The sequence below is a fragment of the Campylobacter sp. CH246 genome (assembly GCF_004378835.1).
GTDB classification, from domain to species: Bacteria; Campylobacterota; Campylobacteria; order Campylobacterales; family Campylobacteraceae; genus Campylobacter_D; species Campylobacter_D jejuni.
Genome location: NZ_RYYA01000001.1, coordinates 283,159 through 304,071, shown reverse-complemented (window position 1 = coordinate 304,071; position 20,913 = coordinate 283,159). Strand labels below are relative to the sequence as shown.

The 20,913-nt window shown below is 28.1% G+C and carries 17 protein-coding genes and 1 pseudogene; 5 read left to right on the top strand and 13 right to left on the bottom strand.

Annotated elements, in window-relative coordinates; genetic code table 11:
* Positions 1-85 precede the first annotated feature (85 nt).
* From ELQ06_RS01620 to ELQ06_RS01575, 10 genes are all read right to left on the bottom strand, one after another.
* Positions 86-2,611, bottom strand: coding sequence for a hypothetical protein (locus ELQ06_RS01620; RefSeq protein ID WP_052823865.1), 2,526 nt, complete (start codon positions 2,609-2,611; stop codon positions 86-88).
* Positions 2,578-5,865: a CDP-glycerol glycerophosphotransferase family protein gene (locus tag ELQ06_RS01615; RefSeq protein WP_052797922.1), complete on the bottom strand. Its 3,288-nt coding sequence runs from the start codon at positions 5,863-5,865 to the stop codon at positions 2,578-2,580. Before ELQ06_RS01615 ends, ELQ06_RS01620 begins: the two co-directional genes overlap by 34 nt.
* A gap of 2 nt (positions 5,866-5,867) precedes the next feature.
* Positions 5,868-6,920 carry a hypothetical protein gene (locus ELQ06_RS01610; protein WP_230095739.1) on the bottom strand — a complete coding sequence of 351 codons (1,053 nt, stop codon included), beginning with the start codon at positions 6,918-6,920 and terminating at the stop codon, positions 5,868-5,870.
* Positions 6,921-7,072: 152 nt separating this feature from the next.
* Positions 7,073-7,462, bottom strand: a complete 390-nt coding sequence (locus ELQ06_RS01605; RefSeq protein WP_002874993.1) for an adenylyltransferase/cytidyltransferase family protein — start codon at positions 7,460-7,462, stop codon at positions 7,073-7,075.
* Complete coding sequence (locus ELQ06_RS01600; protein ID WP_032580712.1) at positions 7,462-8,409, bottom strand: KpsF/GutQ family sugar-phosphate isomerase; 948 nt, start codon at positions 8,407-8,409, stop codon at positions 7,462-7,464. Before ELQ06_RS01600 ends, ELQ06_RS01605 begins: the two co-directional genes overlap by 1 nt.
* Before the next feature lie 9 nt (positions 8,410-8,418).
* Positions 8,419-10,077: a polysaccharide biosynthesis/export family protein gene (locus tag ELQ06_RS01595; protein ID WP_052794282.1), complete on the bottom strand. Its 1,659-nt coding sequence runs from the start codon at positions 10,075-10,077 to the stop codon at positions 8,419-8,421.
* Between the two features lies 1 nt (position 10,078).
* Entirely contained in the window at positions 10,079-11,197 is a 1,119-nt protein-coding gene (locus tag ELQ06_RS01590; protein WP_002871868.1) for a capsule polysaccharide transporter, read from the bottom strand.
* Positions 11,197-11,859 carry an ABC transporter ATP-binding protein gene (locus tag ELQ06_RS01585; RefSeq protein WP_002781126.1) on the bottom strand — a complete coding sequence of 221 codons (663 nt, stop codon included), beginning with the start codon at positions 11,857-11,859 and terminating at the stop codon, positions 11,197-11,199. The genes ELQ06_RS01590 and ELQ06_RS01585 overlap by 1 nt, the downstream gene beginning before the upstream one ends.
* A complete protein-coding gene (kpsM, locus tag ELQ06_RS01580) occupies positions 11,856-12,638 on the bottom strand; it encodes a capsule polysaccharide transporter KpsM (protein ID WP_002871866.1) in 783 nt (260 codons plus the stop codon). Before kpsM ends, ELQ06_RS01585 begins: the two co-directional genes overlap by 4 nt.
* A 71-nt stretch (positions 12,639-12,709) precedes the next feature.
* A complete protein-coding gene (locus tag ELQ06_RS01575) occupies positions 12,710-13,117 on the bottom strand; it encodes a hypothetical protein (RefSeq protein WP_002818956.1) in 408 nt (135 codons plus the stop codon).
* Between the two features lie 74 nt (positions 13,118-13,191).
* On the opposite strand from ELQ06_RS01575, the gene ciaI reads away from it, so the two are divergent.
* Genes ciaI through ELQ06_RS01560 form a run of 3 tightly spaced genes read left to right on the top strand, consistent with a single transcriptional unit; the run spans position 13,192 to position 15,196 of the window.
* A complete protein-coding gene (ciaI, locus tag ELQ06_RS01570; protein WP_022552425.1) occupies positions 13,192-13,755 on the top strand; it encodes an intracellular survival protein CiaI in 564 nt (187 codons plus the stop codon).
* 36 nt (positions 13,756-13,791) lie between these two features.
* Entirely contained in the window at positions 13,792-14,481 is a 690-nt protein-coding gene (gene dut, locus ELQ06_RS01565; RefSeq protein WP_052797924.1) for a dUTPase, read from the top strand.
* 1 nt (position 14,482) lies between these two features.
* Complete coding sequence (locus ELQ06_RS01560; RefSeq protein WP_014517120.1) at positions 14,483-15,196, top strand: EI24 domain-containing protein; 714 nt, start codon at positions 14,483-14,485, stop codon at positions 15,194-15,196.
* Here the strand turns inward: ELQ06_RS01560 and tilS are convergent.
* On the bottom strand, positions 15,179-16,144 hold the full coding sequence (tilS, locus tag ELQ06_RS01555; RefSeq protein WP_052797925.1) for a tRNA lysidine(34) synthetase TilS: 966 nt from the start codon (positions 16,142-16,144) through the stop codon (positions 15,179-15,181). The genes ELQ06_RS01560 and tilS overlap by 18 nt on opposite strands.
* Complete coding sequence (gene rimO / locus ELQ06_RS01550; protein WP_052797926.1) at positions 16,134-17,453, bottom strand: 30S ribosomal protein S12 methylthiotransferase RimO; 1,320 nt, start codon at positions 17,451-17,453, stop codon at positions 16,134-16,136. Before rimO ends, tilS begins: the two co-directional genes overlap by 11 nt.
* 74 nt (positions 17,454-17,527) lie before the next feature.
* Here rimO and ELQ06_RS08830 point away from each other — a divergent pair, with 74 nt between their 5' ends.
* Together ELQ06_RS08830 and prfB are read left to right on the top strand one after the other, a co-directional pair.
* Entirely contained in the window at positions 17,528-19,174 is a 1,647-nt protein-coding gene (locus ELQ06_RS08830) for an alpha-2,3-sialyltransferase (RefSeq protein WP_052821006.1), read from the top strand.
* Between the two features lie 137 nt (positions 19,175-19,311).
* The gene (gene prfB, locus ELQ06_RS01535) at positions 19,312-20,409 is read left to right on the top strand and encodes a peptide chain release factor 2 (RefSeq protein WP_052797927.1); all 1,098 of its coding nucleotides are present in this window, start codon (positions 19,312-19,314) and stop codon (positions 20,407-20,409) included.
* A gap of 157 nt (positions 20,410-20,566) precedes the next feature.
* Here prfB and ELQ06_RS08825 read toward each other — a convergent pair.
* Positions 20,567-20,882: pseudogene (locus tag ELQ06_RS08825) on the bottom strand (hypothetical protein).
* Between the last annotated feature and the right edge of the window lie 31 nt (positions 20,883-20,913).

The window sequence follows — 20,913 nt, the reverse complement described above, 5'->3', positions numbered from 1 at the left end:
ACTTTGCCTAATTTATAAGCTAAATGATTTTTTATTCTTTCTATAGCTGAGTTTGGTTTATGCATAAGGGGCATCCTTTAAATTTTTAATTACTAGAAGTTAAAAACATTTCTTCTAAAAAATTTTTAATATTTATATTATTTTCAATCTTCATATTTAATTTTAAAAAATCTTCTTGCAACTCTTTAGCAACATTGGGAAAAACATTATCTCTTGTAGCAAGAGAAACATCTCGCCTAAAATTAGGTTTAACTGTCAAAATATTTCTCAAAGTTAAATAGATGAATAATAAATAATGAGAACTATCAAAACTTCTTAAAAAAATATCATTTTTTTCATAACAATATTCCCATATTTTTGCGACTTCAATCATAACATTTCTATGTGCATAAAAAAATTGATCTTGCACACCATAAGAAAAAAAATCTACAGCAAGCTCATTATTTTTAAGCTTATTTAAATCTTTTATCTCAATATTCCCTATTAAACCGATATCTGGCCTTACTCTAAAAATATAGTCATATCTAAATTTATTTATTTTTTCATATTCTAACGCCATCTGTATAGATTTATAAATTCCATAAAACATTTTTATTCGATTTGTTTCTCTTTTAGATGTCATATTTAAATACAAAGAGCTAATAAATTCTTCTTCATTTTGAATTTGAATATTAGAGCACTTTACTATATCCTGAATATATTTTTGGTTTATTTTTTGAACACCTTGCTCTATATTTAATTTGCTATAAGTATTTGGAAATTTCTGCTTTAAAAAAGAAAGAGTTTTTAACTCATCAGGGCATTTCTTCAAAAACTTACCGCCAAATAATCGATACACCCAATTTTCATCACCGCAGAATCCAGGATATTGAACATATCTATCCCAAGTAAAAATAAATAAATCAGCATTCAAATTATCAATCAAATTAAATTTTAAATTAGCAATAACCTTATAAATATCTCCTCTAAATAAGCCTGATAAACATACCGCAATTTTAACATTATCAATTTTAACATTATCAATTTTAACATTATCAATTTTAACATTATCAATTTTATTGTTTAAGTGATATTTTCTAAAACATTGATAATTTTTAAACTCATATACTCTTCTACCTTGCTCAAAATTCATTTGACTTAAAAGACTTCCTATAAGTATAGAATTAGCACATTTAAAAAATAACGGCTCTTGTTTTTTATCAAAATATTCTATACAACTACTTAGAACAAATTTTTTTCTTTGCTGATTTATATTTTTTGAATTTTCATATAAGTATAAGATAGGTAAAATTAAATCCTCTTTTAAATAATTATTTTCCATCATTTTATTTAAAGAAAAATTGATAATCATTTGCATTTTTCCACAATCTTTCTTTAAAATATTTGTATTATGCCTAAATAAAGAAATTAAACGATCAAAATCTTCGTGATAAGTTAAATATAAAATTTTACTTTCAATATTATCCTTATATTCTAAAATTGATGGATTAAAAATGTTAATAAAAAAATTCAGCATATTAACACCAACTTCTGAATCTTTCACACCTTTTTCAATTAATTTTCTAATAACATCAATGCCAAAATCAATAAAAAATAATTTATAAATTCTTTCCAATTTCCCAATATCAGCAAGAAAACGAACAAACTCAAATAGATAATATTCATTTTTTATAATATTTTCATATAAAAATTGAACCTTGTCATATTCCCATCTTCTTTTTGCTTCTTCAATTTCTTGCATCTGTTTTTCATATTTTAAATCATTGGTATTGCTTCTAAAAATTATATAGCAATCTGGCTTAGAATAGTACATCAATTGCAAATTTAAGTTATAATCTTTAATTTGTTTAGTTATCCATCTTTCTGGGCCAACCCCCATTGGATGATAATTTAAAACTTTATTATGCCAGTTACTTATATATTCTATTGCTTTATTGCCGGCAATTAAAAATAAATCTATACCGGTAATATAACGATTTTGATTTCTAAATAACTCCATATTATCAGATTGCATATATGTATAAAAAACAACATTATTAAAATCAGTTGCACTAAAATTAAGAAAATCAATCTTATTTTTACAACTATTTTCCAAAGCTTCAAATAATTTTAATGGCTTTAAAAACATTATGTCCAATCTAGTCATAATGATTAAGTCATATTTATTCTGTGACATATTTTTTAGCCTATTAGATTCGCTTATCGAATAAGATATATTATAATTTGCTATATATGACTTCTCATTAAAACCTTTTTTCTTTATATAATTTATCTGCGATTCGCTAAAAGTTAGCTGCTTATCTATTTTTATTTTTAACGGTTTGTATTTATTTTTTAAAAAATTAATATCTTCTTGAGTCAATGGCTTTCCAGCAATTCTTAAATCTTTTTTATATTGATGTCTTAAATCTAAATGCTCTAATTCATCCCATGTATGAATAAAAATATCTATATCAATTTCCTTATTAACATCCAAAATATTCTTTTTAAAAGAATCATAAGTTTGTTTAAAGGTTCTTGCATGTCCATAAAATAAAACAGCAACTCTATATTTATTTTTTTTTATATTTATTTTTTTTATTTTAAAAAAGTTACTAATTTTTCTAAACATTGACTATTATACTCCTTTGTATTAAAATAAAATATTTCTATTGACCGATTGATAATTTTTTTCATGCCATCAATCAGTCCATTTACATTATTTTCAACTATCAATCCACCTCTATTATCCAAAACACTAACATTTCCTGGTATATCTGTAGCAACAATAGCTTTATTTAAAACTAGGGCCTCTAGTAAAGTCATAGGCTGTCCTTCGTGGTTTGAACTCATCACAAAACAATCCGCTTTTTTTAAATATGGAAAAGGATTAAAAATTCTCCCAAGTAAAAAAACTTTTTTATCCAATTTCAAATCCTTAATCAATTTTTCCAAATCTTCTTTCAATGGTCCTTCGCCTAAAATCAAAAGAAGTGTCTTTGGATATTTATCATTGATCACTTTAAAAGCCTGTATAAGCTTAGCTTGATCTTTTTCGATCGAGAGTCTAGCTATGTTTATAAAAATTTTATAATCTTTTTTAAAATATTTTTTTTCAAGTTTTTTATCTAACTTTTCTTTTGATTTTTCTATAATATCTTCATTGTTAATCATATTTTCCAAAAAATCAAATTTAGTCTCTGCAATATTATATTTATAAGCTAAATTTTTCTTATTTTGTTCATTTGTTTGTTTTGAAACAGAAAGGATTTTTTTATAATTTTTATAGCATTTGAAATTTTGCTCAAGGTAAGGAAATCTTTTCTCAAATTCCCCTTGCATGTTATTATGTAAAAAAATTAAATTATTATTTACACTAGAGAATAACTTTACCCAAAATACATTATAACCTTCAAAATTAATCACTGCTTTAAATTTTACATCTGCATACAATCTCCTAAATTCTCTTTTATAATTTTGCAAAGACCTTTCTTCATCAAGATTTTCTTTTTCTATACAAAATTCTTCTAAAGTTAAATTTAAAGATCCTATTCTAGGTAATACTTTGATATTTTCAGATACTAATTGAAATTGTTCTAATCTTTCCTTGTGAGAATAAATAGAATTGGGATCTATAGATACAAAAATATTAAAATGCGAATTTTTCAAATGATGTATTAAATTTTTGAAAGAATTTGTAATACCATTAGGTATAAACGGGCCTGTATAAAATAAGATATTGTTACAAACTTCAATATTTTTTCGAATTTCAACATTATCAAAAAATATCGATACCACTCTTTCACAAGATTTCCCATTTTCCAAACTATAAAATTTACGTTTTAATCTTGTCAAATACAAGTCATCTTTTACAAATAAATTGTCCAAGTTTAAAACTTCTTTTACTTCTTCTATTGTCTTGCAAATATGATGTGTTATCTCATCTACATCAAAATACAATCCTCTTTCTTGTTTATAATGCTCATAATCATACACATAACAAATAATAGGTCTTTCCAAAACCATAAAATCAAACATTACAGAAGAGTAGTCTGTAATCAAAACATCTACAATAGACAACAACTCATTCATTTCTATATAAGATGGAATTAAAACATCCTTAAATAACTTACTTTCAAAAAGATGTTTGATTTCATGATGAACCGATAATAAAACTTTAAAATTACTTTTTTTGAGCTCTAAAATATCTCGCTTTAAGCGTTCAAAGTCAAAATACTGAGTATTTAAACCACCTCTCCAAGTTGGTGCATAAAGTAAAACTTTTTGACTCTCTTTAATACCTAGTTTTTGTTTTAATTTAGCATTTTGTTTTAATGATAAATCAACCCTTGGATATCCCGTTAAAACAGATTGTCCTTGAAATAAATCTTTAATTTCATAGTCATTTTCTAAAATATCCTTTGTATATAAATTTGGATGAATTAGGTGTGTAGCATGTAAAAAATTTCGTTGGGTATTTGCATGCTCCATAAAACCAGATTTTATTTTTTTACCCAAATATTTAATTGGTATGCCATGCCAAGTATTTAAATATTTTTGCTCTTCTTTTCTGATAAAATATTCAGGAAAAGTGACATTATTAATCAAATATTTTGCACTTGCCAAATATTTGAGATATAAATCACTGCCTCTTTTAACGCAAATAACATTTTTCATTTTTTTAAATTTATTTTTGACAATACTTAAATCATTAACTACCCATATGTGAGTAAAATCTTTAAAAGCATTTTGCTCTAAAAGATATAAAAATATTGCATAAGGATTACACGACATTGACTTTCCATGAAAACTCTCATACAAAATCATATTGTCTATAATTTTTAAGTTTTTATAACATTCAGTATAAAAAACTCTTCTTCTAAGATTTTTATCCTTTAGAATATCTTCAGATAACCCATAAGGTTGATTTTGAATAATTTGAGATTGTGATAATATTTCACTTAACTTTTTGTATTCTTCTAAAGCATTTAAACATTTGCATAAACGAAAATATAAAAATGGACGATGAGTATTACTTCTTTTTATTGTATTTTCATAATAAATACTAGCTTCTTCATATTTGGCCATTTTTTCTAAAACAATACCTAGTCTATAGTGAAAATCGCATTCTTGATAATTTAGCTCTAAAGCTTTTTTATAATATTTTTCAGCTTCTTGGTAGTTAAATAATTTTTCAAAACTGTAAGCTATGTTATATAACAACACATCGCTGCACGAATTTTTAACATATTTATAAAAATCTAAATAAGCCTTATTTGCTTCTTCCCAACACTTATTACTTTGATGAAATATTCCTATTCCTAAAATTTTTGAATTTAAATCATCATCATATTTAATTGCATTTGCATATAAATATTTTATTAATTTAGAATCTGTTTGTCCGTCACGCTCATAGCAAAAACCGGCTTTGTAATATAAATAGGAATCTTTTGTTTTACTATGTTTTATAGCTAGTTCATAATATTTTGCCGCTTCTTGATATCTTCTCATGTTTTCAAGAGCTAACGCTAAATCTTTATATATAAAAAAATTACCACCTTTTTTTTGCATATACTTTTTTAAATCTTCTACCTCTTTCCACCATAATTTTTGTGGAATAGAAATCATAGAATTTAAATGATTTTCCGTTTGTTTCAACTGTATATTCCAAGAAATTTTAGAAGGACATAATATCAAAGCTTTAGCTATATATTCATTAGCTTCTTTCCATTCACACAATTTAAAATAACACATACCGAGCTTAAAATAAGCCTGTGCATTATTATTTTGTTTTTCTATAGTTTTTATAAAGAAACACTTAGCCTGTGAAAATTTTTTTTTATGATATAACCATACTCCGCAAATATAATAAAACAAAAAAAACATTTTTAATCCTCTCTAAACTTATATTTTTTTAATAAGTCTAAAATTGTATTTTTGTAATCTATTGCATATTGCTTCATTAAAAGACTATACAAATGCAATATAAAATTATTTTCGTTAAAAATTACCGCATTTGGAGTATCTAGAATATTATCAAAATTTTTTTTGGGGATTCTCCAATCGCCGTAGTTTTCACTTAAATAACGATCATATTCTTTAAAACCAAAATATTCTTTGCCTAAAAAATCATACTTAATTAAATCAAAAGTTGAGTTATACCATTTAACAGCAGATCCTAAATGATAATGCTTGCAACCATCTTTATAGTGAATAAAAATATCAATCAATATACCATTGATATGTTTAAGCTTAATCCCACCTTTCCATTTTGGATCATGAATATAGAAAGTACCATATTGTTCTAAAGCTATTTTTAATTCGTTGCTAAAATCTTCTTCCCAAACCCCAACATCAATATCATAATCATTCGATATAAAATTATTTTCCCTAATACAACCTAAAAAAGTACCACTGACTAAAAAAAACTTTATATTTAATGAATTAAAAACACTAGATAAATCTTCCAAAGCTATCAAGGCATCATATTTTGAAAAGTATTTTTTTTTAGTATTTTTTAAAGAAAATTTTTCATGTAGCTTTAATGAATTTTTTAGATAATATTCAGCTATATCATAAGCTTCAATGCTAGCTGCGGCACTAGATATATATTTTTGAATTTCAATCTTTGTACTAATATTTCTTTTTTTTTCTATATATTTTAAATACAATTTTTCCATATTTTTAAGATCTATTTTAGTATTAACCAACTTGCTCATTAACATCCATATTTTTAAACGATTGGATTCTTGTTGAATTTTTTCTAACTCATATAAAGCTTTGGTTTTATCGCCCAATAAATATAATAATTGTATTTTAAGTAATTTACCATCTATATTTAAAGGATATTTTTCTAAAAATAAATCAATATAATTCAAAGCTTTTTTATACTCAGCATAAAAAAAATAAAATTCAGCCTGATAATAAAAAACCGTCTTCATGTTTACTTTGGATAAATAAATGCACAATTTTAAAAAAATATAATGTCTACTTTTTTTCTGCATTAAATATATCAAAATCATATGCAACAGTATCATATGCAAATACCACTTTTTAGTTTCACGAAAACTTTTGCGAAATATACCTTTTAAATTCATAATTTAATTCTCTCAATAATTTCTGTCGTTGAAATACTTGGGGTTCTTTCAAAATAAATTACATCACAAATATCATTAAAACAATCAAATTTACCTTTCCAATCATCTCCCATAACTAAAATATTTGCTTGGTATTTTAAAAGATAATCTCTTTTTAATTCCAATGCTTCTTCTAAAAATACACAAGACACGCATTTTAATGAAGATATTATATTTAATCTCTCTTGCTCGCTGTATATAGGATAACGATGCTTTTTAGCAAAATTTAAAGAATCTGATGATACACCAACAATTAATTTATCTCCAAGAGATGCGGCTCTTTCTAGAATCCTTAAATGACCATAATGAAACAAATCAAAAGTACCAAAAGTTATTACATTTTTCACTATACCCTCCCTATTGCATAAAGTTGAATAATCCCTACAACTCTTTCTTCTTTCCCTACTATAATTTCTTTGATTTTATGTTTTAGCATGATCTCCTCTGCTTCACTTGCCATAGCATCAGCATCGACTACTTTAGGATTTGTACTCATGATTTCTTTGGCTCTAAAATCAAATCTTGGTTTATCGCTTGTCTTTAAAGCACGACGCAAATCCCCATCAGTGATGATACCCACTAATTTTTCATTCTCAAGTACCACACAAAGCCCTAGTTTTCCACTAGTCATCACATCAACAAGATCGTTAAATTCGGTATCAGGATGCACTATAGGAAGGTTACTTGAAACCATAAGATCTTTTACCTTGGTTAAAAGCTTACGCCCCAAACTCCCACCTGGATGAAAAAGAGCAAAATCATCAGGCTTGAAATTTCTTACCTTCATCAAAGCAGCAGCTAAAGCATCCCCCATAACCAAAGTTGCGGTTGTCGAAGACATAGGAGCAAGCTGCAAAGGACAAGCTTCCTTTTCCACAGCTATATTTAAAAATATATCGCTTTGCTTTACAAGGGTGGAATTTTTTTTACCACACATTACTATAAGTGGAATTTTACGCTTTTTTATAGCTGGAATGATTTTTAAAATTTCTTCAGTTTCTCCTGAATTTGAAATAGCAATTAAAACATCTTCAGGAGTTAGCATTCCAAGATCTCCATGCAAAGCCTCTCCTGGATGGATGAAAAAGCTTGGCGTTCCTGTACTTGCTAAAGTAGCTGCTATCTTAGCACCTATATGACCCGATTTACCCATTCCACTGACTATGCAACGCCCTTTGGTATTTAGCATCAAATTCACAGCTTGATTAAAATTTTCATCTAAATTTTTAGCCAAATCCAAAATAGCTTGTGCTTCTTTTTCAAAGACTTCTTTGGCTATTTCAAGAGTATTCATTTTTAAACCTTAAAGATTAAGCACAACATTGGTTGCGATAGCAATTTGATAAAGAATTTGAGTTAACATTGAAAAAATTTGCAAATTCTCACTATCCACTTTTGGCAATACCAACACAGAATCGCCTGGTTTCATATCTATACCACTATGATATTTTTCAGCTTTTCCATTGCTTCGTATCACCAAAACTTTTGAAGTATCCGCTCTTTCTCCATAACCTCCTGCAAGATTGATATAATATCTTAAATCTTTGCCCTTATCATACACAAAAGCTCCAGGTAAAGAAACCTCACCTTGAACTATGATGAGATTATTCTTACTTGGTACATTAATAGTATCACCATCTTCTAAAATAACCGAATTATAAGACTTTGGATTATCAATGACAATTTGACCCTTAGGCTCTACTTGCTTAGCTCTTTGGATAAATTCTAAAATCGTTTTTGCTTGTTGAGCTCTTATAGCTGCACCTTGAGCTGTAACAGAACCACTAGTTAAAGCTAGAGTTTCAAGCTCTTTAAGCTGAGCATTGATAAGTTCTTTTTGAGTTCTAGCTACACTTTTTCTAAACACTTGTAAAGCTTGCATGTTTGATTGTGGATTGGCTTTAATTAATTTAGAAATATCTTCTAAAGTCGTTCCTTTACCCACAACTAAAGTTTTTAAACCATTATGCTCGCCATTTACACTTATAGTTATATTTTCAGAAACATACTCAGGGTGAAATTCTACCTCATCTCCCGTTCTAAGTAAAACTTTTGAAAATTGCATTTTATTATAAGCACTGACATCAAGTTTATGATCTTCACCATAACTTTTTACGATAGCATTAGTCACGATAGGTTTAGCACCTGATACTCTAGCTAAGTCAGCTAAAGTTTTAATATCATTTGAAAGTTCAAAACGAAAAGGTCTTTGCACATCACCGTTAACAAAAGCGTAATTTTGAACATTTCCTACTAAAATAACATCTCCGCTTCTAAAAGGAAAAAGATCCATTTGTCCTTTTAGCAAAAAATCATATAAATCGATATTTTTTATCACGCTGTTATTACGCAAAATTTGAATATCTCTAAAACTTCCATATTCTAAATTTATACCCCCTGCTTTATCAAGATACTGAATCACTGAATCCGAACTAAGTCCTTGATAAAGTCCTGGAGCATTAACACTTCCTGTTACAAAAACACTGACATTTTGATAAGCATTCATATCTGCATAAACAAAAACATTGCTTTTATAGATTTTATTAACACGTGCTTTTATAACACTTACAAGGGCACTATTTTTCACGCCTAGTAAATTTACAGCTCCTACTTTAGGGATAAAAATATTTCCTTGAGAATCCACCGCTAAAACTTGCGAAAACTCAACAGCTCCCCAAATTTTAAGACTGATTTGATCACCAACTGCGATCTTATAATCTGGGTTATAAACTCTTTGATTGTAATTTTTAAAATTTCCATTAAAAAGATGAGCGCCAAATACTAAAATTTGATGAATTTTTGTAAGATTATTTTCTTTATTTGCTATATCATAATTTGAGCTTAAATTTTGATCTATGCTAGTTGTAGTAGAACCTTGATCCTCTGCTGAAATGATTTGTGAAACATCCACAGCTCCAAAACATAAAATACAACTAAAAAGTAAAATTAATATTTTTTTCATTTTAATACTTATGCTCCTCTATTATCATTTTAATAAATTTAACAATCCCAAAAATCAAAGATAATACAATAAATGCTGTTAAAATATCATAAATTCTTTCAGGATATTTTGCGCTTTCTGGAATATCTGGACTTTGAATGATGACAAGTTGTTTTATTTTTCTTAATGCTTCTATTCTAGCACTTTCATAAGCTTTTAAAGCTGCTTCATAAGCTTTTTGCGCAAAAGTAGCTTCTATAGTTAGATCTTGAAATTTAGCAGCCAAATCATTAAGCTTTTGAGAAGAATTGTTAGCTGAAATTTTAGATTTTTCCCTTAAAAGCTGTTTTTTAATCGCTTCAATTTCTGCTTTAAGTGCTACTACTTCAGGTGCTGCATCATTCATATAGCTTTGTAAAGTTAAAAGTTTAGCTTCTTTTTGAGCTAAATTAGTCTCAATTTGCGCAACCAAACTTGCTTTAGCTTCAGCTTGTTTCAAGGGATCAAAAACCCCATATTTATTTTGAAAAGCAATCAAATCATTTTGTGCTTTTTGATATCGTTCTTTGTATTTTTGTACTTCATTTTCAGCAAAAGCCATTTGTTCTCTAGCTGCTTTATGAGAGATTTCGTTGATAAACTTTTCGCTTTCTTGCATAATAGTTTGAGCAATCAAATGAGCTGATTTAGGTGTAAAACCTTCTACTTCTACCTGCAAAAGCTTAGTAGTTTCATCCGTATGCACCTTAACTCTTGCTTGGTAATATTTAAGATAAGATTCTATCGAACTTGAATCCCAAATTTTAAAAGGCAAATCTATATGTTGTTCTTGATAAAGACTTTTAAGTTTAATTTTCCCATCTAAAATTTTTAACATATCACTTGATTCTATATAACCTTTTAGATAATTTAAATCTTCGCTTGCTGTAGAAGTACTACCAAGCAAAGACAAAATTCCACTTGTTTGAGCACTTTCTCCACTTGTTGATCTAACATCTAAAATCATCGTGCTTACATATCTTGGCGCTGCAATCAACGTATAATAAATCACAACAAAAATCATTATAAACCAAACAATTTTAAAAGAATCAAATATACTTAAATCTTTGATTTTTTCTAATAAAGTTTTATTTTCTTCCATTAAGCTTTTCCTTGATATACAGCTATTCCTTCATCTACATCATCATAAACCGTAATTTGTCCATTTTTCATATAAATTATTTTATCACACCATTCTTTAATTTCAGCTACATTATGAGATACCATAATCACCTTTGATTTGCTTAATCTTTCTCTATATAATTTCACGCTTTTTTCCCTAAAAGCAGGATCTCCAACAGCTCCAGCCTCATCGATCAAATAATAATCAAAATCAAAAGCCATACTAAGTCCAAAAGCTATCCTAGCACTCATTCCCGAAGAATAAGTCTTCATAGGCTCATCAAAAAATTTTCCTATTTCAGCAAAATCTTCTACGAATTTTACTTTTTCTTGAAGTTCTTTACCCTTATATCCATACACCCTAGCTACAAATTTAGCATTATCTCTGGCAGTTAAAGAACCTTGAAAAGCTCCATTTAAACCCAAAGGCCAAGATAATTTTTTATTAGTAATTATCTTGCCACTATCAGGAAGCTCTGCTCCGCTTAAAAGTCTCATGAGAGTGGACTTGCCTGCGCCATTATATCCCATTAAACCTATGCTACAATTTTCAGGAAATTCAAAAGTAAAATTTTTAAAAACATAATGCCTTCCACCACTAAATAAAGGATAAGATTTAGTTAGATTAATTAGCTTTATCATTCTTTTTTTGCCGCCGTTAGAGCTTGTCTATTATAGTAGTAAATAAAAAGCCCTATAAATAAAACAAGTAAAATCCAAAATATAGCATAAAAATAACTATATTCATCTTGCAAAGGATAATTTTCAAAAAAATTAAATCTTAAAAGCTCCATTATGTGAAGCAAAGGATTGTAATAAAATATATCAAGTAAAGGACGAGGAGTTAACCAAGTGGGAAATATAATCCCAGAACTCCAATAAAATACTATACTAAAATAAGCTAATAAAGTTCTTAAAGGTTCTACAAAGTGCCAAACAATAGCGAAACAAATCCCTAAAGCAAAAGCTGAGCATATGAGTAAAAAAATACAAAATAAAACTCCAAGTAAATGAACAGGAAATACATCGAGTCTAAAGAACCACCCTGCAAAAAAAAGCACAGTGATAAAAATCACAAAATAAATACAAAACTCGAGTAAAGTTCTAGCAATAAATACATGTATAGGTTTTACAGGTTTATAGGCAAACAAAGATAAATTTGCCCCTATTCCATTCATAAGCTGAGTTACTATACTTCTAAACATAAAAAAAGGCATAATGCCTGAAATCAAAAACATAAAAATAGAAATTCCTTCAGGCATAACTTGATGATGATATTCCCTAATAACAGTTCCTATAATAGTCACCAAAAGCACAACACTCATAGGCTCTCCAACTACCCATATATATCCAAGATACCTATTTTTTCCAAATCTAGTTTTTAACTCTCTAAAAAATAAAGCGTGAATTACATTTAACATTTATTTTCTATACCTAACAATTTACATAAACTATAATCATAACTCATTTTTTTAAATAAAATCATAAAAATTTATTTTTTACAAAATTCAAGCTTTTTACTAAGTCCTAAAGCATTGTTAGTAAATTTAAGCCAAAAAAGCTCTAAAGCATAAATTTTTGCACTTTTATCAAGCTTAGCAAAGGGAAATTTAGAAAAATAAATTTTCATTTGTTCCTTGTTTGCGATTTTAAACTCGGCCTTAGCTTGCACACCTTTTAAAAAAGCTATTTTATTTTCTTTAGCTATATTAAGTGCTATACTTGAATTTTCACTGGCTAATCTTATATGCTTAGTATCTTCATGAGAAGCGATAATAAAAGCTAAATTCTTTTCATCAAAAGCATAAAAAGCACTAGCCGTATAAACACCTTTTTCATCAATCATAGCCCAAGATAAAAGCTGCTCATTTTTTATAAATTCTAAAATTCTTTCATCCATATTATAAAAATTATACTAAAATATTTTTAAAAATAACCGATTTTTAATTTAAACTATAAATATAAGGGGAAGAAATGCAAATTGATGCTAGTAAAAACCAAAGTTTTTCGATGGATTATACAACAAAAAGTGGCAAACATTTAGCCTTATCTATGTATGACAATCAAAGCGTAAGTTATACAAATAATGAAGAAGGTAAAACTCTTAATCTTAAGCGTCAGTATGGCTTTAGCTTTACTTTTGAAGGCTCTAAGCTCACGCAAAATGATCTTGATGAGATTAAAAATGCTATGAAAGAAGTTGAACCTATGATCAAAGACTTTTTAGCAAATTCTAAAGTCGGAGAGTTAAAGCCAAAAGAAATTATAGAATCAGCTATGCAAATGGCAAATGTTCTACCAACACCAAATGATGAAAACCATCAAAATGCTATTATGAATAATTTTACAAATAAACTCAGTGATTTACTAAAACAAAATCAAACAGATGATAAAGATATCAATGCTTCCATGCTTGAAGATAGCAAAAAACTTCTTGATGAAGTTTTAGAACAAATGAAAAAACAACTTGAAAAACAACAAGAAAAAGCCAAGGAAAATCAAGATAAGACAGATGATAGTTTAAATCTTTACGCTTAAATCATATAATATTAAAAATTATCAAGGAGTTTTTAAATGACAAATATCGAAATTTTAGAAAATATGCTCAAACTCCAACAAAAACTCAACGATGAAACAAACGGCTTAAATTGGGAAAATGGCTACACCAAAGAAGGAAAACTGATCAGTTGGAGACGCTGTATTTATATGGAATGTGCAGAACTTATAGACTCTTTTGCATGGAAACATTGGAAAAATATTTCAAGTCCAACAAATTGGGAAAATGTGCGTATAGAGATTGTCGATATTTGGCATTTTATTTTAAGTCTTTTACTTGAAGAGTATCGCGATAAAAATGGAAAAGATTTCAAAGCCATAGCCACAGAAGTTAATGCTGTAAGCGTATTTCAAGATTTTTGCAAAGAAGAAGAATACCCTAATGAGGGTGATATTTATGGCATTTTAAATGATATAGAGCTTATTATCCATAAATGCAGTGGTTTTGGATTTAATCTTGGAGAATTACTTTCAACCTATTTTACCCTAGCTATTAAATGTGGGCTTAATCTTGAAATTCTTTATAAAACCTACATAGGTAAAAATGTTTTAAATATCTTTAGACAAAACCATGGTTACAAAGATGGTAGCTATAAAAAAACTTGGAATGGCAAAGAAGACAATGAAGTTTTAGCTCAAATTTTAGAACAAGAGCTTGATTTTGATACTATTTATAAAAAACTAGAAGAATGCTACAAAAAGGCATAATTTGGATATTTTAAAACTTGCAATCAAAGATTTTTTAAGTCTTAAATTTTTAAAATTTGCCTTAATTCCTTTGATTTTTAGCCTTATACTGATGCTTTTTTTAGGAGTACTTGGCTTTTCGGCCTTGCTTGATTATTTTAATTCTTTATTTAGCGTTGGAGAAGATTCGTTTTGGGCGTGGTTTTATGCTCTTCATTTTGTACAAATTTTAATCACCATCATAAGTTTTTTATTTTCAGGTTTTATTGTTGTTTTTGCTTCGGTTTTTTTAGCCCTTTTTATCACTTCTTTTCTTACTCCTTTTATCGCTAAAGAAATCAACCAAAAATATTACCATTATGATAATACAAACGAAGTTTCAACCTTAAAAACTATCTTTGAAATTTTTAAAATATTTATAAAATTTATAGGGATTTTATTGCTTTGCACCTTGGCTTTATTTTTACCTTTTATAAATATTTTTGTATATTATCTTGCTTTTTATTATCTCTTTCACAAACTTTTAATGATTGATGTTACAAGCACGATTTTAGACAAAGAAAGTTTTAAAAATTTTCATTCTGATTTTTCGCCTTTAGAGTTTAAATTTAGCACTCTTTGTTTTTATCTACTCTCATCAGTACCACTTTTAGGACTTTTTTTGCAAGTATTTTTTGTGATTTTTCTCACACATTTAGGCTATCAAAGAATTTTAAAACTAAAAGCTAAGGCTTGAAATATCGATTTTGTGATTATATAAATAAGCTCTTAAAAGTCTTGGAATTTTAGCTATTCTACACTCTTCTTTAAAATTTTTAGGTAATTTTTGACAAGTTTCATATTCAAAAACAATAGCTTGTTTGTTTTTATATACAAGTGCTATTTTACCACCTAAAACACAATCACCCTTTAAAAACTCTTTTCTTTGCGCTGTGCTTAAAAGCAAACCTTTCATTTTCACCGCTCTAGCGATCAAGCTTTCATTTTTAGGACAAATAAGAAGTCCTTGAATTTCTTTGATATTTTCAAAATCATAAAGTTTTTTCCTATCTTCACCAAGATAAGAAAAGCTTCTTTTTAAACCCTGATGAAATTTACTCACAAAGGCATTAGAGAAATTTTTTCTTATATAATTTCTAAAATATTTTTCATTTTCATTACTTTCATCATGGAAATAAAAAATATCTTTTTCTTTTAAAAAAGATGAAATTTCATCTTTACTTATAAAGAGTAAAGGACGTAAAAGTGTATAATTTGAGCGTTTTTCACACTCTTGCATACCTAAAATTTCAGCCAAACCTGCGCCCCGTGAAAGTTGCATCAAAAACCATTCAAACTGATCATTTAAATGATGAGCTAAGATAAGATGGTCATAACCTTGCTCAAAACAAATTTTTTCAAAAAAATCATAGCGAAAATCTCTGGCTTTTTTTTCAAAATTACTTTGAAATTTAGGAGCCTGTTTTATGAAAATTTTTTTATGAAATTTTAAAGCAAGTTCTTTGGCTTTTAACTCTTCTAAATCACTATTTTTTCTAGTTTTATAATTTATCATCACAAGATCAAAGTCGATCTTTTCTTGCATTAAAAGATAAAAAAGCGCACTAGAATCACTTCCATAAGAAAAAGCAAGTAAATTTTTACCCCTTTTTAAAAGGGATAAAATTTCATTTTTAATTTGCATCTACTTTTCTTAAAGCCTTAGCAAGGAGCTTTTTATCAAGGTTTTGTAAAATTTCACATTCATAAATTTGCCCCATTTCTAAATTTCCACATTCACTTTCATTGATAAGAATTTCTCCATCAATCTCTCTATCCCATCTTAAATCTTTAGCTGCGATAAAAAACTCTCCCTCGCTACTTTCTCCTGTACAAACTACTAAACGCTTTTGCCCCACTTCTTTTTCAAAACTTTTTTCTATCACTTCATCAACAATTTTTTCTATGATTTTAAGTCTTTTATTGATCACTTTAAAAGGCACTTGCTCCATATCAAAAGCGGCTGTATCTTCTTCCTTAGAATACGCAAAAACACTCACCCTATCAAAACCAAAGTCTTTAACAAACTCACAAAGCTCTTCAAAATCTGCCTCACTTTCACCTGGATGCCCTACGATAAAGCCCGTGCGTAAAAAGCTATTTGACGCACTTTTCATTAAATTTAGCATTTCTTTAAGTCTTGTGCTATTTGCCCCACGCTTCATGATTTTAAGCATATTATCACTTATGTGCTGTAAAGGCATATCAAAATAATTTACAAAAATTTCAGAAGCTATAATGCGTTTGATCAAAGCTTCACTCGCACTCGTAGGATAAAGATATAAAATTCTAGCCGCTCTTATGCCTTTGATTTTTTCCACCTCACCGATTAAGCGTATAAGCCCATCTTTTTCACCCTTATCAAACAAATAAGAACTCGTATCTTGTGCAATAAAAGAAAAGTCCTTATAACCTCTAGCTACCAAATCTTTAAGCTCAGCTATAATGCTACTTATCTCGCGAGATTTTAACTTGCCTTTAAAACTTGGGATAGCACAAAAAGAGCATTTTTGATTACAACCTTCAGCGATTTTTATAAAAGCATGGGAATTTGAACCTGTGATAATACGTTTGAAATTTTCACTCTGTAAATAAGTCGAATTTGAAAATAAATTTGTTTTTTTAAGTATCATTTCATCGATTCTTTCATAATCACCCACACCTGTGAAAAGATCAACCTCAGGAAGTTCTTTCATAAGTTCTTCGCGGTAACGCTGCATCAAACAACCCGTAACCACCAAAAGAGAATCTTTTTTTCTTTGTTCGTGCAAATCCAAAATCGCATTAATACTTTCTTTTTTTGCACTATCGATAAAACCACAGGTATTTACGATTAAAACATCAGCCTTGCTTGGTTCATCGCAAAGTTCATAAGCACTAAGGCGCCCTAGCATGATCTCACTATCGACTAAATTTTTATTACAACCTAAAGACATAAGATAAAGTTTTGACATTTTTCTCGCTTTTTTAAATTTTTTGATAAAATAATTCCTTAAAATCATATCAAAATAATAATTAGGAAAAATTTATGAATGAAAAAAATGTAGTTTTATTAGGTGAAAGTCATTTCGCATTTAAAAATGGGGTAACTCAAGGAATTCTAGATACCGGATTTAAGTGTTTTAATCTATCTTTAGGCGGAACTCCAAGTTTACAAAATTTATATGAGTTAATCAGAAATAAAAAACTTTTAGAAAATGCGGATTTAATTATTACAGGATCAAATACTCATGATATTGCACAATATAATTCTATCGATTTATTTCCAAAAAGCTATCAAGTGATGAATTGGCTTTACAAAGAATTATATTTTTTAAAGAAAAAAATTATTTGTTTTATTGCTCCAACACCTCAAAAATGGTTGAATAAAAACTGTGTAAAATATGTAAATACACTCCATATAAAATTAGCAATTAAATACGGATTTAATGTAATTAATGTAAATAAAAAACATTTAGAATCTTCATATAGCTTAATACAAAGAGATGAAGCTCATGATTTTGATTTTATAATGAGAGAACTTGGGAGAAATATAGCAAATAATATTGAAAATTTTTCTTTTCCAAAAAAAATAAATATTATAAATGATAATCCACAATTTTATTTTTATCCAATTGAAAAAGCAATAAATTTAAATTTCACTAATTTCAAATTCAAACAAAGTTGGTTATGCAGTGAAAAAGTTTATTGCATAAAAAGTAAAGAAGTTATTAGTTTTAATAAAAATACTTTTAATCTAAATTTATTAGGAATTCATCTTTGGAATGATTCAGGTATTTGTGAAATTCAAATTAAAAATCCAAAAGATCAAATTTTCAATCGAAGTTTAGATTATAACTTCTCATACTTTTTTGACACATACAATAGACAATTTAAAATCACTAATGATACTAAAATTTTAAATAATGGGGTAAACAATATTAATCTCATCTCCTTCTTCCTAGCTTCCCCTGAAGGTAATTACCATACAGAAGAAATAGATCTTGAAGCTTTAGCTAATGAAAACATAGAAATACCAAAAGAATATAATTTTAATCATTTAATTCCTCCTATAGAATTATATAAAGAAATTATAGATGAGTATTGTTCTATAATGGATCCAGTTAAATTAGCTCCTTTGCAAAAACAAATCAAAGAAAAAGATAATATCATCTCTACTTTAAATCAAGAAAAAACAACCCTACAAAATGAACTTAATTCTTTTCCTATTAAAAAACAACGTTTAGAATTAGCTAATCTAGAACAAGATTTGATTATTAAAAAATTAGAAAGTAAAAAACTTGCTAAATCTTTGGGTATAAAAATGAGCATAATAAATCCTAAAATTACTTTTATTCAAGCTAATTCAGCTAAAGCTCGTATTCAAAACCATCTGTCCTATAAACTAGGACAAGCTTTAATCGCTAATTCAAAAAGTATATTAGGATATATAAGAATACCTTATGTATTATCTTATATAAAAGACAAACATAAATTTGAACAAAAAGCCTATGAAGAAAAAATAAAAGAAAATCCAAATTTAGCTTTACCTCCTTTAGAAACTTATCCTGATTATAATGAAGCTTTAAAAGAAAAAGAATGTTTTACTTATAAACTAGGCGAAGCTTTAATGCAGGCTAATAAAAATTGGTATGGGGGGGGGGTATATCAAATTTATATTCAAAGATGTGCCTAGGTTGAAGAGGGAGTTTGGGAAGAAGGGGTGAAATAAAAATTTCAAATCTTCGCAAAACAGTAAGAAATCGTAATAATAGATTTTTTAATGTAAAATTTGCTAAAATAATATCTTAAAAATGAAGAAAGAAAATTTTTATGGATAATTACGAATTTAGCGAACTTTTAAAAACTTTAAAAAACAAAGTCGGCAACATAGCCTCCATCATCAAGCCTGAAAATATCCAAACAAGGCTTAAAGAAATCGAAGAGCTTGAAAATTCTCCTTCTTTTTGGAGTGATGTTAAACAAGCAGGAGTCATAGGTAAAGAAAAAACTAAAATCACCAATCTACTTAAAAACTATGAAAATGCTTTTAATGCTCTAAATGACGCAAGCGAACTTTTCGATCTGGCCAATAGCGAAAACGATACAGAAACACTTGAAGCTTTATTTAATGACGCACCAAAACTTGAAGATACCATCACAAGTCTTGAAATTTCCATGCTTTTAAGCGGGGAAAATGATGGTAAAAATGCCATTGTTTCCATTCACCCAGGTGCAGGTGGAACGGAAAGTAATGACTGGGCAAGCATACTTTATAGAATGTATTTAAGATTTTGTGAAAGAGAAGGTTTTAAAGTCGAAACTTTAGACTTTCAAGAAGGCGAAGAAGCAGGACTTAAAGATGTGAGCTTTTTAGTTAAAGGAGAAAATGCTTATGGTTATTTAAAAGCTGAAAATGGTATCCATCGTTTGGTAAGAACTTCTCCTTTTGATAGTGCAGGACGCCGTCATACAAGCTTTTCAAGTGTTATGGTAAGCCCTGAACTTGATGATGATATAGAAATTGAAATCGAAGAAAAAGACATAAGAATAGATTATTACAGAGCAAGCGGTGCAGGTGGACAACATGTCAATAAAACAGAATCGGCTGTGAGAATCACGCATTTTCCAACCGGCATAGTCGTACAATGCCAAAATGACAGAAGTCAGCACAAAAACAAAGCCACCGCTTTTAAAATGCTAAAATCTCGCCTTTATGAACTTGAACTCATGAAACAACAAGATAGTGCTAATACTGGAGAAAAAAGCGAGATAGGTTGGGGGTATCAAATCCGTTCTTATGTGCTTTTCCCTTATCAGCAAGTCAAAGACAATCGCAGCGGAGAAGCTTTTTCTCAAGTGGATAATATCCTTGATGGGGATATCAAAAAAATGATAGAAGGCGTTTTGATTGCCTTAAAAGCGGAGTAACAGGCTTAAAAATAAGTAATTTCTGCAAAATGTCGGTATAAAAAAATTAGAAAGATAGCGGGATTTTCCCGCTTGTTTTATTATCTTGCATAAAACCTAAGAGCATCATTCACAGAATAATAAACTCTTTTCTTAAAATCTTTATCGCAATAAACACTCACAACTTTATAGTCTTTTTATCGTTTGGATTTAATAAGAAAACATAGTTTGAATATGGAGTTTTATCTATTTCTAAATCACGCTTCATTTCTTTAATTTTGCCTTCTGGATTGTTAATATCACTAATTGTTCTGACTGAAGTATAATCATAAAGTTTATAATTTTGGATATTTTTTCATAATCTCTTGATTACCTAAATCAAACATAGCTTGATCGTTGCCATTGTTTTTTAACTCGACTAAATCGCCATCGCCACAATCTACAATCAAAGTCATAGCTCCTAAAGCCAAAGCACTTGTTAAAATCTTTTTCATTATTTTTGCTCCTAGTTTTAAAATTAAATTA

Bases quoted from the DNA above. Each gene is read 5' to 3' on its own strand.
- ELQ06_RS01620 (WP_052823865.1), bottom strand. From the start codon at position 2,611: ATGTTTAGAAAAATTAGTAACTTTTTTAAAATAAAAAAAATAAATATA.
- ELQ06_RS01615 (WP_052797922.1), bottom strand. From the start codon at position 5,865: ATGTTTTTTTTGTTTTATTATATTTGCGGAGTATGGTTATATCATAAA.
- ELQ06_RS01610 (WP_230095739.1), bottom strand. From the start codon at position 6,920: ATGAAGACGGTTTTTTATTATCAGGCTGAATTTTATTTTTTTTATGCT.
- ELQ06_RS01600 (WP_032580712.1), bottom strand. From the start codon at position 8,409: ATGAATACTCTTGAAATAGCCAAAGAAGTCTTTGAAAAAGAAGCACAA.
- ELQ06_RS01595 (WP_052794282.1), bottom strand. From the start codon at position 10,077: ATGAAAAAAATATTAATTTTACTTTTTAGTTGTATTTTATGTTTTGGA.
- ELQ06_RS01590 (WP_002871868.1), bottom strand. From the start codon at position 11,197: ATGGAAGAAAATAAAACTTTATTAGAAAAAATCAAAGATTTAAGTATA.
- ELQ06_RS01585 (WP_002781126.1), bottom strand. From the start codon at position 11,859: ATGATAAAGCTAATTAATCTAACTAAATCTTATCCTTTATTTAGTGGT.
- kpsM (WP_002871866.1), bottom strand. From the start codon at position 12,638: ATGTTAAATGTAATTCACGCTTTATTTTTTAGAGAGTTAAAAACTAGA.
- ELQ06_RS01575 (WP_002818956.1), bottom strand. From the start codon at position 13,117: ATGGATGAAAGAATTTTAGAATTTATAAAAAATGAGCAGCTTTTATCT.
- ciaI (WP_022552425.1), top strand. From the start codon at position 13,192: ATGCAAATTGATGCTAGTAAAAACCAAAGTTTTTCGATGGATTATACA.
- dut (WP_052797924.1), top strand. From the start codon at position 13,792: ATGACAAATATCGAAATTTTAGAAAATATGCTCAAACTCCAACAAAAA.
- tilS (WP_052797925.1), bottom strand. From the start codon at position 16,144: ATGCAAATTAAAAATGAAATTTTATCCCTTTTAAAAAGGGGTAAAAAT.
- rimO (WP_052797926.1), bottom strand. From the start codon at position 17,453: ATGTCAAAACTTTATCTTATGTCTTTAGGTTGTAATAAAAATTTAGTC.
- ELQ06_RS08830 (WP_052821006.1), top strand. From the start codon at position 17,528: ATGAATGAAAAAAATGTAGTTTTATTAGGTGAAAGTCATTTCGCATTT.
- prfB (WP_052797927.1), top strand. From the start codon at position 19,312: ATGGATAATTACGAATTTAGCGAACTTTTAAAAACTTTAAAAAACAAA.